15 protein-coding genes are annotated in these 16016 nt (G+C 59.5%); 9 read left to right on the forward strand and 6 right to left on the reverse strand.

The annotated features are described in order from the left end of the window. Nucleotides 1-123: 123 nt before the first annotated feature. The 5 genes from CQ009_RS08605 to CQ009_RS08625 all read right to left on the reverse strand — a co-directional run bounded on the left by CQ009_RS08605 (nt 124) and on the right by CQ009_RS08625 (nt 5432). Entirely contained in the window at nt 124-750 is a 627-nt protein-coding gene (locus tag CQ009_RS08605; RefSeq protein ID WP_064393297.1) for a transcriptional regulator, read from the reverse strand. A gap of 94 nt (nt 751-844) precedes the next feature. After that, the gene (locus CQ009_RS08610) at nt 845-1972 is read right to left on the reverse strand and encodes an FAD-binding oxidoreductase (protein WP_105705606.1); all 1128 of its coding nucleotides are present in this window, start codon (nt 1970-1972) and stop codon (nt 845-847) included. 148 nt (nt 1973-2120) lie between these two features. Next, on the reverse strand, nt 2121-3065 hold the full coding sequence (locus CQ009_RS08615; RefSeq protein WP_105705609.1) for an ornithine cyclodeaminase family protein: 945 nt from the start codon (nt 3063-3065) through the stop codon (nt 2121-2123). A gap of 135 nt (nt 3066-3200) precedes the next feature. Beyond that, nucleotides 3201-4679 (reverse strand): ATP-dependent RNA helicase RhlB, encoded by a 1479-nt coding sequence (gene rhlB / locus CQ009_RS08620; RefSeq protein WP_064393294.1) that lies wholly within the window; start codon nt 4677-4679, stop codon nt 3201-3203. 96 nt (nt 4680-4775) lie between these two features. Next, a complete protein-coding gene (locus CQ009_RS08625) occupies nt 4776-5432 on the reverse strand; it encodes an alpha/beta hydrolase (protein WP_064393293.1) in 657 nt (218 codons plus the stop codon). Nucleotides 5433-5900: 468 nt separating this feature from the next. On the opposite strand from CQ009_RS08625, the gene CQ009_RS08630 reads away from it, so the two are divergent. The 4 genes from CQ009_RS08630 to CQ009_RS08645 all read left to right on the forward strand — a co-directional run bounded on the left by CQ009_RS08630 (nt 5901) and on the right by CQ009_RS08645 (nt 10060). Continuing rightward, entirely contained in the window at nt 5901-6932 is a 1032-nt protein-coding gene (locus tag CQ009_RS08630) for an amino acid ABC transporter substrate-binding protein (RefSeq protein WP_007914328.1), read from the forward strand. 65 nt (nt 6933-6997) lie between these two features. Continuing rightward, nucleotides 6998-8179, forward strand: a complete 1182-nt coding sequence (locus CQ009_RS08635) for an amino acid ABC transporter permease (RefSeq protein WP_064393292.1) — start codon at nt 6998-7000, stop codon at nt 8177-8179. Nucleotides 8180-8189: 10 nt separating this feature from the next. Then, nucleotides 8190-9284 carry an amino acid ABC transporter permease gene (locus CQ009_RS08640; protein WP_105705611.1) on the forward strand — a complete coding sequence of 365 codons (1095 nt, stop codon included), beginning with the start codon at nt 8190-8192 and terminating at the stop codon, nt 9282-9284. An 11-nt stretch (nt 9285-9295) separates the two neighbouring features. After that, nucleotides 9296-10060, forward strand: a complete 765-nt coding sequence (locus CQ009_RS08645) for an amino acid ABC transporter ATP-binding protein (protein ID WP_038357653.1) — start codon at nt 9296-9298, stop codon at nt 10058-10060. A gap of 65 nt (nt 10061-10125) precedes the next feature. On the opposite strand, the gene CQ009_RS08650 is transcribed toward CQ009_RS08645, so the two are convergent. Continuing rightward, nucleotides 10126-11751, reverse strand: a complete 1626-nt coding sequence (locus tag CQ009_RS08650) for a S8 family serine peptidase (RefSeq protein WP_105705613.1) — start codon at nt 11749-11751, stop codon at nt 10126-10128. A 265-nt stretch (nt 11752-12016) separates the two neighbouring features. On the opposite strand from CQ009_RS08650, the gene CQ009_RS08655 reads away from it, so the two are divergent. The 5 genes from CQ009_RS08655 to CQ009_RS08675 all read left to right on the forward strand — a co-directional run bounded on the left by CQ009_RS08655 (nt 12017) and on the right by CQ009_RS08675 (nt 15995). Then, nucleotides 12017-12676: a FadR/GntR family transcriptional regulator gene (locus CQ009_RS08655; protein ID WP_105705615.1), complete on the forward strand. Its 660-nt coding sequence runs from the start codon at nt 12017-12019 to the stop codon at nt 12674-12676. Beyond that, complete coding sequence (locus CQ009_RS08660; RefSeq protein WP_064393287.1) at nt 12666-13970, forward strand: CynX/NimT family MFS transporter; 1305 nt, start codon at nt 12666-12668, stop codon at nt 13968-13970. Before CQ009_RS08655 ends, CQ009_RS08660 begins: the two co-directional genes overlap by 11 nt. Nucleotides 13971-14162: 192 nt before the next feature. After that, entirely contained in the window at nt 14163-14633 is a 471-nt protein-coding gene (locus CQ009_RS08665) for a nuclear transport factor 2 family protein (RefSeq protein ID WP_105705617.1), read from the forward strand. Nucleotides 14634-14672: 39 nt separating this feature from the next. Next, complete coding sequence (locus CQ009_RS08670; protein WP_008083651.1) at nt 14673-14975, forward strand: GIY-YIG nuclease family protein; 303 nt, start codon at nt 14673-14675, stop codon at nt 14973-14975. An 84-nt stretch (nt 14976-15059) separates the two neighbouring features. Next, nucleotides 15060-15995 (forward strand): glutathione S-transferase family protein, encoded by a 936-nt coding sequence (locus CQ009_RS08675; RefSeq protein WP_105705619.1) that lies wholly within the window; start codon nt 15060-15062, stop codon nt 15993-15995. The last annotated feature ends 21 nt before the right edge of the window (nt 15996-16016 follow it).

The following is a 16016-nucleotide window of genomic DNA, read 5'->3' on the forward strand; positions in this document are numbered from 1 at the left end:
AGTCCGTCATCGCTGGCAAGCCAGCTCCCACAGTGATTGAGTCGTACACAGATGTTGTGTGCAACAAAAAAACTGTGGGAGCTGGCTTGCCAGCGATGGGGTCGGTTCAATCACCGCAAATCTCTAGCCCTTCATTTCCTTCAAATGCTTGTACACCGTCGCCCGCCCCATGTTCAGCACATTGGCCACGTAGTTCGAGGCGCTCTTGCCCTTGAACGCGCCCTCGGCGTGCAGTGCCAGCACCAGCTCACGTTTGTGATCGCGGGTCAGCACATTCAGGCTCAGTTGCCGCTCGCGCAGCCAGGCGTGGAGGAAGGTGTTGATGCGTTCCTGCCAGTCATCGCGAAACAGTGAGTCCGGTTGCGGGATCAGTTTGCTCGGCGACAGGAACAGGTCCAGCGCAGCCTTGGCGTTCTCGAACAACGAAATATTCAGGTTGATGCACAGCACCGCCAGTGGCAGGCCTTCGCTGTCGCGCAGGACGCTGCTCAGGCTACGAATCTTCTGACCGTCCCAGTTGAGCTTCTCGTACGGGCCGATGTTCCTGTCGCTGACATCTTCGCTGAGCATGTCTTCCAGCGATGAGTCGTCACCGATCTCGCGCTTGGACAGGTTGTTGGCGATGTAATCGACCTTCTGCGTGCGCAGATCGTGCAGCACCACTTCGGCGTGCGGAAAGAACAGCGTGGCGATGGCATCGGCGATGGCACGGAAGTTATCCAGGGCCGGGTCGAATTCAGGGGCGGTCATGACAGTGGAACTCCAGGCAGCGTCAACGCCTCCGTGATCAGGAGGCGCTGCGAGTGTGCCGCAATCCGTTGGGCGCGTCATCCGGATGGGGCGATCAGGCGAGGCGGGCAGGGGAGAGCATGGCGCTGCTCAGGCCGAAGTTGCGCAAGTGCTCGGGCAGTGGCTCGCCACGCACCAACGCCGCGCTGGCCTGACCCATCGCCGGCGACGTCTGAATGCCGTAGCCACCTTGCGCGGCGACCCAGAACAACCCCGGCACCTGTTGATCAAAACCGCTGAGCAAATCGCCGTCGGCGACAAAACTGCGCAGACCGGCCCAGGTGCGGGTCGGGCGGCGGATGGTCAGCGTGGTGGCCTCTTCGATCTGGTAAATGCCCATGGCGATGTCCAGTTCTTCCGGTTGCACGTCGTGAGGTTCGACTGGGTCGGCGTTGGCCGGCGAGCCGAGGAACATGCCGGCGTCGGGCTTCATATAGAAGGACTCATCGAGGCTGACCAGCATCGGCCAGTGATGAATGTCGACGCCTTCGGGGCCGGCGAAGATGAACGCGGCGCGGCGTTTCGGCTGCAGGCCCAGCGGCTTGGCACCGGCCGACACGCCGATTTTGTCCGCCCAGGCGCCGGCGGCGTTGATGATCACCGGCGCACTGAAAGTCTGGCCGTTGGTTTGCACCTGCCAGAGGCCGTTGGCCTCACGGCTCAGGCCGAGCACTTCGCACTCGGTGTGGACTTCACCGTTATTGCGACGAATGCCACGCAGGTAGCCCTGATGCAAGGCGTCGGTGTCGATGTCGCTGGCGCTCGGATCGTAGATCGCGCCGTGGACTTTTTCCCGGCGCAGGATCGGTAGCCGCGCGCAGGCTTCGTCGGCGCTAAGCAGTTGCATCTCCGGCACCGTGGCTTTGGCGCTGAGGTATTGGTTGTTCAGTTCGGCGGCGTCACCGGTGAAGTCCACGGTCATTTCGCCGCGCGGGGTCAGCAATGGATGTTCACAGAAACCACTTGGCGGGTTGTCGAAAAACGCTCGGCTGGCCTGGGTCAGTGCGCGCACTTGCGGCGTGCCGTAGGCGGCGGTGAACAGCGCAGCGGAGCGGCCGGTGGAGTGATAGGCCGGATGGGATTCGCGCTCGAGCACGATGACTTTGGCGTGGGGCGACAGCCAGAAACCAGTGGAAGCGCCGGCAATCCCGCCGCCGATGATGATGAAATCTGCCTGGCTCATGAGGTTCTCCAGTGAGTACGCAATATCCAATAGTTCGCTATCCCCTGTAGGAGTGAGCCTGCTCGCGATAGCGGTGTATCAGGCAACAATAATGCTGAGTGTAAGACCGCTATCGCGAGCAGGCTCACTCCTACAGGGATTTTTGGTGTTAGTGGGTTAAGTGATAAACCGCATTGGCGAGGGCGATGTCTTCCAGGCCCAAGCCGATTGAGCGGAAAAACACGTGACGGTCGTAACCCGGGCGCTGCACTTTCTCGCTGAGCAGGTCGGCGAGGTCACCGACAATCGAATCCTTGCTCCAGCCATATTGTTCACTGGCAATCAACATCTCACCCGCCGACCCCGGCGTGGTCAGACGATAGTCACAGAACACCTGCATGTCATTGAGACTCTGCGGCGGGACTTCATGGGCGCGCGGGGCGTTGGTGCTGATCGAGGTGATCAGCGTCGGTTTGCTCAACGCGGCCGGATCGATCACCGGCCCGGCTGAGGAGGTGCAGAGCATGATCACATCAGCTTCGGCGATGGCCGCTTCACGGCTGTCAGCGATCTTCAGATTGGGCGTAATGGCTTTCAACAGTGATTGAGTTTGCATGTCGGCGGACAAACTTGGCGAATACAGGCTGATGCTCTGCCAGTCACGCAGCGATTTCACATAGTGCAGATGCGCCTGAGCAACCTTGCCGCTCCCAATAATCGCCAAATGTTCAGCGTCCAAAGGCGCGAGCGCATCAACCGCCACCGCTGTAGTCGCCGCCGTACGCGCAGTGGTCAGTTCACCTGCATCACACAGCAACAACGGCTGACCGGTTTTCATCGACATCAACAGCGTCCACGCCGTTACCAGCGCACCTTGCTCGCGAACGATGTACGGCGAAGTCTTGACCCCGTAAACGCCATCCTCGGCCAGCACGCCTAGATAATTGATGAAGTCGCCAGCACCCTGCGGGAATTCCACCAGCTGCTGCGCCGGTTGCACGGCGTTACCCGCTGCAAGGTCGCGAAACAACTTGCGCAGGATCTGCGGCACATCGATGCGCGCCAATAACTCGCGGGCCTGATGCTGGTCGATCACGTAGGGCGTACTGGACATGTCAGGCTCCGGAGTCTTTATTTAAACTTATTTGTCCATTATGGACTTTTAGTTGTGTCTCGCAAGCTCCGATCAAATCCCGGGCGAAAAAAAAGCGCAGTCCGTTGCCGGCTGCGCTTCGCTTTCAAACGGCGCTTACTGCGGACGTTTGCGCTCAACCGCACGCAACAGGTGCGTCGGCGGCGTTTCACAGCTGATCTTGCGACCGAGCTTCTCTTCGATGGACGGCAACTGGTAGGAGTCGTCCTCACCGGCGAAGCTGATCGACACGCCGTCAGCGCCCGCACGACCGGTACGGCCGATGCGGTGCACGTAGTCGTCCGGCACTTCCGGCAGGGTGAAGTTGATCACGTGGCTGATGCCGTCGATGTGGATGCCGCGACCGGCAACATCGGTGGCGACCAAAACGCGGATCTTGCCTTCGCGGAAGCCTTCCAGGGTTTTAATGCGTTTGTGTTGTGGCACGTCGCCGGACAACTGCGCAGCGTTCACACCGTCGCGCACCAGACGCTCTTCGATGCGGCGGACTTCGTCCTTGCGGTTGGCGAAGACCATCACCCGCTCCCAGCCATTGTCGTTGACCAGGTTGTAGAGCAGTTTGTATTTGTCGGCACCGGCCACGGCGTAAATATGTTGCTCGACGTTTTCGTTGGCGACGTTGGTGATTTCGATTTCGACGATGGACGGATCGGTCGTCCACTGCTTGGCGAGGTTCATCACGTCTTCGGTGAAGGTCGCGGAGAACAGCAGCGTCTGGCGTTCGCTTTTCGGCGGGGTCTGACGAATGATCTGCCGCACTTGCGGGATGAATCCCATGTCGAGCATGCGGTCGGCTTCGTCCAGCACCATCACTTCGACCATGTCCAGGTGCACGTCGCCACGCTGGTTGAAGTCGAGCAGGCGGCCCGGGGTCGCGACGAGGATGTCGCAGTGGCGCGCTTCGAGGTGCTTGAGCTGCTTGTCGAAGTCCATGCCGCCAACAAACGTCATGACGTTGAGGCCGGTGTACTTGGTCAGGTCGGCGGCGTCCTTGGCGATCTGCACCACCAGCTCACGGGTCGGCGCGATGATCAGCGCACGGGGTTCGCCCATGTAGCGTTCTTTCGGCGGCGGTGTTTGCAACAGTTGGGTGATGATCGAGATCAAAAACGCGGCGGTTTTACCGGTACCGGTTTGCGCGCGGCCAATGGCGTCTTTGCCGGCGAGGGTGAAACCCAGCACTTGCGCCTGGATCGGCGTGCAATACGGGAAGCCCAGATCCTGAATGGCGTGCATCAGTTCTGGAGCCAGTTTGAAATCGTGAAAGCGGGTTTTACCTTCCTGTGGCTCGACGACGAAATCTTCGAGCTTCCACGGAATGACCGGAGCCTTGGGCTTCGGTTCGCGACGCGGTCTGGCCGGTTTCGGCTCTTCACTGCGTGCAGGCTCGGCGACGATTGGCGCGGCCGGAACGGGTTTTGGGTCTTGCTTCGGTGCTGCTACGGCAGCGGGGCGGTCGGCCTGGGGCGCATCGTGGCGATGACCGGGGGCGTGCGACGGCACACTGGGAACTGGCGCGAGCTGCTCAGCCTCGCTTTTACCGAACATTTTCTTGAGTGCTTCGAGCACGGTCATCTCATCAATTGGTTAAGGAATGTACGCCGGCCAGTGTAATGCAAGAAACGGGCGCGGCGTAGTGGGATGATCAAAGGACAGGCAATGCTGGCGTGATCAGCGCAGACGCTCGCTCAACCAGACGCCAATGTCGCGAATTTCCTCGGGTAACACTTCGTGCTCCATTGGGTATTCCTGCCATGTCACGGTGACACCATGCTTCACCAAATGCTCGTAGGCGCTGCGTCCCATCGAGTTCTGCACCACGCCATCAAACTGGCCGTGCAGGCATATCGCGGGAATCCGCTGCTGACTGGCTGAAAGCTGCATCTCATCATTAAAGGTCGGCGCATACGTCGACAACGCCAGCACACCGCCCAACGGCCCCTGCCATTTCACAAACGCGCTGTGCAACACCACGGCGCCACCTTGGGAAAACCCTGCGAGGAAAATCCGCGAGGCGTCTATTCCGCTGGCGCGCTCGTTTTCGATCAATTCGATGATGCGATCGGCAGAGGCTTCCAGCTCATCGCGATCAATCGCTCGCGCCGGGCTCATCGCCTTGATGTCGTACCAGCTCGGCATGGCATATCCGCCATTTATCGTCACTGGACGAGTCGGCGCCTGCGGTAGCACGAAACGCGTGCTCAACAGGCTTTCCTGCAAGGCTTCCGCTACGGGCAGGAAGTCATAGCGATCGGCGCCGAGGCCGTGCAGCCAGATCACGCAGGCGTCTGCGGGCTTAACAGGCTGAAGAATCAAGGGCTCGGTCATGTCTGCTCCAAATATGTGCGGGCGCTCTCATTGAGTGCGTGATTCGAGTGCGCGTCTGGTTGATCCGTTAAGAAGATGTCGCAAGGTTACAAGTTTTGCTATTGACCTGTCGCCGAATCGTTTCCGCAGTCGGTGTGGTACGGGCTTTGCTATGGAGGGAACTGTACGAAAGATCCTACGCCCGGCGGTAACACTATCAGTGTACGACTGGCGACGGGATTGCAAAAAATCCGGTGATGGATGTTCGCCAATGGCCGCTACGGGCGCAGCGAACGTGAAAGGGCTACAGCCCGTTCGGCCGATTGGTGAGAAGTGAGTTGTCCATGATGTGGATTTTCTCCTACTAGACTCATAGCGAAGGTCTTACGTCGGTTGACCCCAAAAAAAGCCAACACGGGTCAACAACGCCTCAAAAGGGTGCGACTGGACTCAAGCTCCGACACAACAAGAGCAAAACTGGAGGTTTGAATGAAGATGTTGAAATCCACCCTGGCCATCGTGACTGCAGCAACAGTACTCGGTGTCAGCGGGTTCGCTCAGGCGGGTGCAACCCTGGATGCAGTGCAGAAGAAAGGTTTCGTGCAGTGTGGCGTGAGCGACGGTCTGCCGGGCTTCTCGGTACCGGACGCTACCGGCAAGATCCTCGGGATCGACGCTGACGTCTGCCGCGCTGTGGCCGCTGCCGTATTCGGCGACGCGACCAAGGTCAAGTTCAGTCAGTTGAACGCCAAGGAGCGCTTCACCGCGCTGCAATCGGGCGAGATCGACATCCTGTCGCGCAACACCACCATGACCAGTTCCCGCGATGCGGGCATGGGCCTGAAATTCCCGGGCTTCATTACCTACTACGACGGCATCGGCTTTCTGGTGAACAACAAGCTGGGCGTGAAAAGTGCCAAAGAGCTGGACGGTGCAACCATCTGCATCCAGGCCGGTACCACTACCGAACTGAACGTTTCCGACTACTTCCGCGGCAACGGTCTGAAATACACCCCGATCACTTTCGACACCTCCGATGAAAGCGCCAAGTCGCTGGAATCCGGTCGTTGCGACGTACTGACCTCCGACAAGTCTCAGCTGTTTGCCCAGCGCTCCAAGCTGGCATCGCCGAAAGACTACGTGGTTCTGCCGGAAACCATTTCCAAAGAACCACTGGGTCCGGTCGTGCGTAACGGCGACGACGAGTGGCTGGCCATCGTGCGTTGGGTTGGCTACGCGCTGCTCAACACCGAAGAAGCCGGCATCACCTCGAAGAACGTCGAGGCTGAAGCCAAGTCGACCAAGAACCCGGACGTCGCTCGTATGCTCGGTGCCGACGGCGAATACGGCAAAGACCTGAAACTGCCGAAGGACTGGGTTGTGCAGATCGTCAAGCAAGTCGGCAACTACGGCGAAATCTTCGAGAAAAACCTCGGCAAGAGCACTCCGCTGGAAATCGACCGTGGCCTGAACGCCCTGTGGAACAACGGCGGCATTCAGTACGCACCACCAGTGCGCTAATGGTTCTATCACCCGGCGGGCCAACCGCCGGGTGATGTTCTGTTCCATTTCTTGCGGGGCACTTCATGCAAAATTCAATCGGCGCACCAAAGCAGAGGCTCAGCCTCAGCGATCCACGAGTGCGTGCGTGGCTATTCCAGATCATCACCGTTGTCGCGGTGGTCTCGATGGGCTGGTACCTGTTCGACAACACCCAAACCAACCTGCAGCACCGGGGCATCACTTCCGGCTTCAGCTTTCTTGAGCGCAGTGCCGGCTTCGGCATCGCTCAACACCTGATCGACTACACCGAAGCGGACAGCTATGCCCGCGTCTTTGTCATCGGTCTGCTCAATACCCTGCTGGTGACCGTCATCGGCGTGATCCTGGCGACGATCCTCGGTTTCATCATCGGTGTGGCGCGCCTGTCGCAGAACTGGATCATCAGCAAGCTGGCGACGGTGTACGTGGAAGTTTTCCGCAACATTCCGCCACTGTTGCAGATTCTGTTCTGGTACTTCGCGGTGTTCCTGACCATGCCTGGGCCGCGCAACAGCCATAACTTCGGTGACACCTTCTTCGTCAGCAGCCGTGGCCTGAACATGCCGGCCGCGCTGGCCGCCGACGGTTTCTGGGCGTTCGTGATCAGTATCGTGGTGGCCATTGTCGGCATCGTGCTGATGACACGCTGGGCGAACAAGCGCTTTGAAGAAACCGGCGTGCCGTTCCACAAGTTCTGGGTTGGTCTGGCGATTCTGCTAGTGATCCCGACCCTGTGCGCACTGATCTTCGGTGCCCCGTTGCACTGGGAAATGCCTGAGCTCAAAGGCTTCAACTTTGTCGGCGGCTGGGTGCTGATCCCGGAATTGCTCGCCTTGACTCTGGCCCTGACCGTATACACCGCGGCGTTCATTGCCGAGATCGTGCGTTCCGGGATCAAGTCGGTCAGCCATGGTCAGACCGAAGCGGCGCGTTCGCTCGGCCTGCGCAACGGCCCGACCCTGCGCAAGGTGATCATTCCACAAGCCTTGCGCGTGATCATTCCGCCGCTGACCAGCCAATACCTCAACCTGGCGAAAAACTCTTCGCTGGCCGCCGGTATCGGTTACCCGGAAATGGTCTCGCTGTTCGCCGGCACGGTGCTTAACCAGACCGGTCAGGCGATCGAGGTGATTGCCATCACCATGAGCGTGTACCTGGCGATCAGTATCAGCATTTCTCTGCTGATGAACTGGTACAACAAGCGCATTGCGCTGATCGAGCGGTAAGGAAAAGCGCATGAGTACTCATACTTTCAGACCCGACATGCCTCCACCCAACAGCAGCATCGGCGTGGTGGCGTGGATGCGCGCGAACATGTTCTCCAGCTGGCTCAACACCCTGCTGACCCTGTTTGCGTTCTACCTGATCTACCTCGTCGTGCCACCGATCCTCAGTTGGGCAATCATTGATGCCAACTGGGTCGGTACCACTCGCGCCGACTGCACCAAGGACGGCGCCTGCTGGGTGTTCATTCAGCAGCGTTTCGGCCAGTTCATGTACGGCTACTACCCGCCGGAACTGCGCTGGCGCGTCGACCTGACCGTGTGGCTGGCGGTGATCGGCGCGGCGCCATTGTTCATCGCGCGTGTGCCGCACAAAGCGATCTACGGGCTGAGCTTTCTGGTGCTGTACCCGATCATTGCCTTCACCTTGCTGCATGGCGGGTTCGGTCTGACCAACGTGGCGACCAGCCAGTGGGGCGGCCTGATGCTGACCCTGGTGATCGCCACCGTCGGCATCGCCGGTGCCTTGCCGTTGGGGATTGTGCTGGCGCTGGGGCGACGCTCGAACATGCCGGCGATTCGTGTGGTCTGCGTGACCTTCATCGAGTTCTGGCGCGGCGTGCCGTTGATCACCGTGCTGTTCATGTCTTCGGTGATGCTGCCGTTGTTCCTGCCTGAGGGCATGAACTTCGACAAACTGCTACGGGCGCTGATCGGCGTGATCCTGTTCCAGTCGGCCTATGTGGCTGAGGTGGTGCGCGGCGGTCTGCAAGCGATCCCCAAAGGTCAGTACGAAGCGGCTGCGGCGATGGGCCTCGGTTACTGGCGTTCGATGGGCCTGGTGATTCTGCCGCAAGCCCTGAAGCTGGTGATCCCCGGCATCGTCAACACCTTCATTGCGCTGTTCAAGGACACCAGTCTGGTGATCATCATCGGCCTCTTTGACCTGCTCAACAGCGTCAAGCAAGCCGCTGCCGATCCGAAATGGCTGGGCATGGCCACCGAAGGCTACGTGTTCGCCGCCCTGGTGTTCTGGATTTTCTGTTTTGGTATGTCGCGCTATTCCATGCATCTGGAACGCAAGCTCGACACTGGCCACAAGCGTTAGGAGTTGTGTAAATGAGTGAAGCAATCAAAAAGCCTGCAGGTCCTGAAGGCATTATTCAGATGCAGGGTGTCAACAAGTGGTACGGCCAGTTCCACGTGCTCAAAGACATCAACCTCAACGTCAAACAGGGCGAGCGTATCGTCCTGTGCGGCCCCTCGGGTTCGGGCAAATCGACGACGATCCGTTGCCTCAATCGTCTGGAAGAACATCAGCAGGGCCGCATCGTCGTCGACGGCGTGGAACTGACCAACGACCTCAAGCAGATCGAAGCGATCCGCCGCGAAGTCGGCATGGTGTTCCAGCACTTCAACCTGTTCCCGCACCTGACCATTTTGCAGAACTGCACCCTGGCGCCGATGTGGGTACGCAAGATGCCCAAGCGCAAGGCCGAGGAAATTGCCATGCATTACCTGGAACGCGTACGCATTCCGGAGCAGGCGCACAAGTTTCCGGGGCAACTGTCCGGTGGTCAGCAGCAGCGTGTGGCGATCGCCCGCGCGCTGTGCATGAAACCGAAAATCATGCTGTTCGATGAACCGACTTCAGCGCTTGATCCGGAGATGGTGAAAGAGGTTCTGGACACCATGATCGGTCTGGCTGAAGACGGCATGACCATGCTCTGCGTAACCCACGAAATGGGCTTTGCCCGCACCGTGGCCAACCGCGTGATCTTCATGGACAAGGGTGAGATCGTTGAACAGGCGGCGCCGAATGACTTCTTCGATAATCCGCAGAATGAGCGGACGAAGTTGTTCTTGAGTCAGATTTTGCATTGATCGCCTGAACGCGCGTCAGGGTAAGCCCCGCTAATTCGTTGGCGGGGCTTTTTTATGTGCGCGGATCAGCCAGGGCTGTCATCTCGCTCGAATGCCAACTGCACCGCGCGCAGCGCATTTATTCGTCCGTGTCCGTAGTAGTGGCTGTGGCCATTGGCGTCGTATTCGCCGAGTGCACCATCGTCAGGGTGACCGATCTTGTCGCAGCAATCGGCGAGAATCTGCCGTACGGCGACTCGGCTCAGCTTCGGATTGACTCCCAGCACCAGGGCGGCGACGCCTGCTGCGCCTGGGCAGGCGCTGGACGTGCCGCTAAATGTGTCGGTGTAGGCGGGCAGGATAGCCGCCGCAAACTTTGTGCTCAGGTCCGTCGTCCGGATACCGCGTGTTTGCGCGATCGAGGTCGCAGGTTTGAATTTCGGATCGGGATGCGGTTGATCCCCGCTGGGAAAGCAACACCAGACGGCCTTGCCGTAATCGCTATATGCACTGCGTCGATTCTGGTCGTTGCAAGCGGCCACGGCAATCACCTCGGGATGACTCGAATAGCCGTCGTTATCCGCTGATTCATTGCCGTTGCCGGCACCGAAAAAGATTACACAGCCTTTGCCGTTGCGCCCTTGAGTCGCCGCGAATTTGATGGCTAACCGAGTGCTGGCAGACAGCGGGAACACGCTGGTGTGCCGAGGATCGGTGGGGTCGGCCCAATGTCCCTCGGCAGGGCCCCAACTGCAGGAAATGATGTCGGCGCCCTGATCGGCAGCCCAGAAAAAAGCGTCGGCTTCTGCGCGCGAGCCCAAGGGTTTATTGAGTTTTAGTGGCATAAGGTTGGCGCGCGGGGCCACGCCACTGGCACCTGCGTAACCATTGGCGCAAGCGATGCCTGCGGCGGCAGTGCCATGGCGCTGGAGAGTGTTGCCCGGGCGCGGTCCCTGCTTGGCATCGCGTCGGTCAAAGTTCATCGCTGCGACGATTTTGCCTTCCCCGGCGAACTCGGGATGATCGATATCAAATGCATCATCAATGACGGCGATCACGATGCCTTCACCTTGCGCCAGTCCGTGCGCAGCTTCGACATTGGCGCTGGCGTCGATTTCAGCCTGATAGGTCACGGTGGTTTTTTTCAGATGCCACTGATTGGGATGAATCGCTCGGCGCTGCGCCGGACGCAGCATTTCCGGGTGGCAATATTCGACGTCTTCTCGTTTCAGCCATTCAGTGGCGCGAGTGCACACATCGATCCCCTGGAGATCCGGGTTATGTACGAAAAAAGCATTGAGAGCGTAGGGCACCTTCTGTTTGATCCTCAGACCCAGTTCAATGAGTACGGCCAGGCACTGTGTGGCGGAGAGCGAGTCCATAAACTTGAGGAAAATGTTCTCGGTATACAGCACCGGCTCCCGGCTGTGAGGGTCCACCAACACGCTGCCGGCGAAGCGCACGTCGGGCAGTTCGCGAAGTATTCGCTTCGTATCTGAAATGTCCGCATCCTTTGCCAGTTTGAACACCTGGACATCAGCGTCCTCGACCTGCAGCAACAGTTCGCTGCCGTGCAGTGCGGTGCAGGCGGTTTCACCGCAAAGAACCCGGCTCAGCGATTGCCCGGCATGACTGCGGACAGCGAGCAGTTGTCGGTCCTTTTCCAGGATCAGCGGCAGACTGTGTTGTTGGCCGAAATTGACTTTTACCATGAGTTTTATTCATTCCCTTTGGATGACAGGCAAGCGGATACGCTCGCCATTCAGTTTCCGAAGTCTGAAATCCCGTGCCGTTGAAGGTATGTAGGGACCTTCTGTTTGCCATGTGAGAAATCGCGCTGCGTGCGAGGGAATTGGGGCACCCATGAAGTAGGTTTTTCGGTTTTTCCCTGTGCGGCAATGACCGGTTGCCTACTACGGCTCTCCTGACTAACATGTCAGAAAATTCATCCTATGATTGGATGAAAGGGCGAATCCTATGTCAGACATTTCTCCACTCATCAAACGATCCCTGGTCGATCAGGCCTTGGATCAACTTCGTCAGCGCATCAACAGCGGTACCTGGCAAGTCGGCGAGCGTCTGCCGACCGAACCCGAGCTGTGCGCCGAACTGGGCATCAGCCGCAACACCGTGCGTGAAGCCATGCGTGTGCTGGCGTTTTCCGGGCTGATCGAGATTCGTCAGGGCGACGGCAGTTATTTGCGCGCGCTGGTCGATCCGCTCGACACGCTGAAGGCGCTGTCGCGCTGCTCGCTGGATCAGGCGCGTGAAACCCGGCACATCCTCGAAGTCGAAGCCATCGGTTTGGCGGCATTGCGCCGCACCGATGAAGACCTCGCTGCATTGCGCGAGGCCCTTGGCACCAGCGGCAGTCACTACCATGGCGACCTCGACACCTACATTGCCTGTGATCTGGTGTTCCACCGCCGGCTGGTCGACGCCGCGCACAACCCGACCCTCAGCGAGCTGTATCGCTATTTCTCCAGCATCGTCGGCGCGCAATTGCGCCAGACCCTGAACATCGTCCCGCGCCGTCAGGAAGTGTTCGACCTGCACATCGCGTTGCTCGATGCGGTCGAACAACGCGACCCGGAACGGGCCAAAGCCTTGTCGAGGCAGTTGATCAATGAACCTTGAAACCGAGAAATCCATGTCCCGCAGTGAGATATCCACAACCCCCAAACGCACAACGGAGCTTGAAGAGCTGCTGATCGATGCCGAGGCCGATGACGAGCAAGTGCAACAAAGCCATCCGCTGGTGCGCCGGCCCTGGCTGTTGCTGCTCGGCTTGATTCTGGTCGCGTTGAACCTGCGTCCGGCCCTGTCGAGCATGGCGCCGCTGCTCAGCGACGTGTCGAAAAGCCTCGGTCTGTCGGCGGCTCAGGCAGGATTGCTGACCACGCTGCCGGTGCTGTGCCTCGGTTTGTTCGCACCGCTGGCGCCGATTCTGGCGCGGCGTTTCGGTGCTGAACGTGTGGTGTTGGGGATTCTGCTGACACTGGCCGGCGGCATCATTTTGCGCAGCAGCTTTGGTGAAATCGGTCTGTTCGCCGGCAGCGTACTGGGCGGCGCGAGTATCGGCATCGTCGGCGTATTGCTGCCGGGCATCGTCAAACGCGACTTCGCCAAACACGCCGGCACCATGACCGGCGTCTACACCATGGCCCTGTGCCTGGGCGCGGCAATGGCGGCGGGCACGAGCGTGCCTCTAAGCGAGCATTTTGGCGGCGACTGGACAATTGGCCTGGGCTTCTGGGTCATCCCGGCGCTGGTGGCGGCGTTGTTCTGGCTGCCGCAGGTCGGCCAGAAACACGGCGCACACAATGTCGCCTATCGCGTGCGCGGTTTGCTGCGTGATCCGCTGGCCTGGCAGGTGACCTTGTACATGGGCCTGCAATCGTCGCTGGCGTACATCGTGTTCGGCTGGTTGCCGTCGATCCTCATCGGTCGTGGATTGACGCCGACTCAGGCAGGTCTGGTGTTGTCCGGTTCGGTGATTATCCAGCTCGCCAGTTCGCTGGCGGCGCCGTGGCTGGCGACCCGTGGCAAGGATCAGCGTCTGGCGATTGTCGTGGTCATGGCGTTGACCCTCGGTGGCCTGTTCGGCTGTCTCTATGCGCCGATCGAAGGTTTGTGGGGCTGGGCGATTCTGCTGGGTCTGGGGCAGGGCGGTACGTTCAGTCTGGCATTGACCCTGATCGTGTTGCGCTCACGCGATTCCCATGTTGCGGCGAACCTGTCGAGCATGTCTCAGGGCTTCGGTTACACGCTGGCGTCGATGGGGCCGTTCGCGGTCGGCGTGGTGCATGACTGGACCGGCGGCTGGAACGCGGTGGGCTGGATCTTCGGCATCATTGGCACAGGTGCGATCCTCGCCGGCCTCGGAGCCGGGCGTGCGCTGTACGTGCAAGTGCAGAGCGAAAGAATCTGACCCCTGTAGGAGCTGCGGCACGCTGCGATCTTTTGAATTTTATCCTTGGTAAATCAACATCAAAAGATCGCAGCGTGCCGCAGCTCCTACAGGAGTTTTGTGTGTTGCCGTATTCGGTGGGCGAATGCCGATAGTGTTTCCGCCCATTGCAGATTATCGTGCTGGCAATCTGTACCTATCTGGAGATTGCCCATGAGTGAAGTCCACGCCGAGTTGATCACCCGCTTCTACGAAGCCTTCCAGCGTCTGGATGCCGAGGCCATGGCCGCGTGCTATACCGACGACGTGGTGTTCAGCGACCCGGCCTTTGGCGAACTGCGCGGGCGCGATGCCGGCGACATGTGGCGCATGCTTACCACTCGGGCCAGGGATTTCTCGCTGACCTTCGACAACGTCCGCGCCGACGAGCGCAGCGGCGGAGCGCATTGGGTCGCGACTTACCTGTTCAGCCAGACCGGCAACATCGTCATCAACGATATCCAGGCGCGTTTCGTCTTCCGTGACGGCAAGATCTGCGAGCATCACGACCACTTCGATCTGTGGCGCTGGTCCCGTCAGGCACTGGGGTTCAAAGGCTTGCTGCTCGGCTGGACGCCGCTGGTACGCAATGCCGTGCGAGCGCAGGCGTTGAAGGGACTGAGGGCATTTCAGGCCAGTCGCTGATAAGATCGCCGCCTGTTTCCTACACGTTCTGATCCCGAAGTGACCAGCCTTAGCGAAAAATCTGTCGATGTTGCCGAGCCGGTGAGCAAATCCTGGTTCGTCTACCTCGTTCGCGCTGCCAATGGTTCGTTGTATTGCGGGATCAGCGACGATCCGGTGCGTCGTTTCGCCAAGCATCAAAGTGGCAAAGGCGCACGGTTCTTCCTCTCCAGCCCGGCCATGGCATTGGTTTACACTGAACTGTGCCGCGACAAAAGTGATGCGTTGCGCCAGGAACGGCTGATCAAAAAGTTGCGCAAGAGTGCCAAGGAATGTCTGGTCGCGTCTTATCAATCTGACTGATTGGTTCCCATCAGCCAGATCTGTAGGCTGCTAAGCAAATGCACGCTAAGCTGCCAGCTCACTATCTGAGCGGCGGAGCCGAGCATGTCCGAGTTGATTCTGCATCATTACCCGACCTCTCCATTTGCCGAGAAGGCCCGCCTGCTGCTGGGCTTCAAAGGCTTGTCGTGGCGCTCGGTGCATATCTCGCCGGTGATGCCGAAACCTGATCTGACCGCCCTGACCGGCGGTTATCGCAAGACTCCGGTGCTGCAAATCGGCGCAGACATCTATTGCGACACTTCGCTGATCGCCCGTCGATTGGAGCAGGAAAAAGCCCTGCCGAGCTTCTTTCCTGAAGGTCAGGAAATGACCACCGCGAGTTTCGCCACCTGGGTTGATTCGGTGGTGTTCCAGCATGCCGTAAGTCTGGTATTCCAGCCGGAATCGGTGGCTGTGCGTTTCGCCAAGCTGCCACCGGAAGCGATCAAGGCGTTTATCGCCGACCGTGCAGGTCTGTTCTCGGGTGGCAGTGCCACGCGTTTATCCGCCGAACAGGCCAAGCATCAGTGGCCGACGATCATGGCGCGGCTGGAGCAGCAATTGCAGCGCGAGCAGGGTGACTTCCTGTTCGGTGAGCCGTCGATTGCCGACTTCGCACTGGCGCATCCAATGTGGTTCCTCAAGGCGACTCACGTCACGGCGCCGCTGGTGGATGAGTATCCGGCCGTTTCGGCGTGGTTGGGTCGAGTGCTGGGCTTTGGCCATGGCGCGGCGAGCGCGATGACCTCTGAGGAAGCACTGGAAGTGGCGCGCAATGCGACGCCGGCAGATTTGCCGAACGAGCAGTTCGTTGACCCGAACGGCTTCAAGGCTGGCCAGCAGGTGGCAATCTCGGCGACGGATTACGGGGTTGATCCGGTGGTGGGTGAGTTGTTGTTTGCCGGTAGCGAAGAGTTGATCATTCGTCGCGAAGACGAGCGTGGCGGCGTGGTGCATGTGCACTTCCCGCGCTTTGGTTTCCGCATCGAAGCACGCTGATCTCTCAAGTCTGTAGCAAAA

Source organism: Pseudomonas sp. MYb2 (genome assembly GCF_002979955.1).
Classification (GTDB): Bacteria; Pseudomonadota; Gammaproteobacteria; order Pseudomonadales; family Pseudomonadaceae; genus Aquipseudomonas.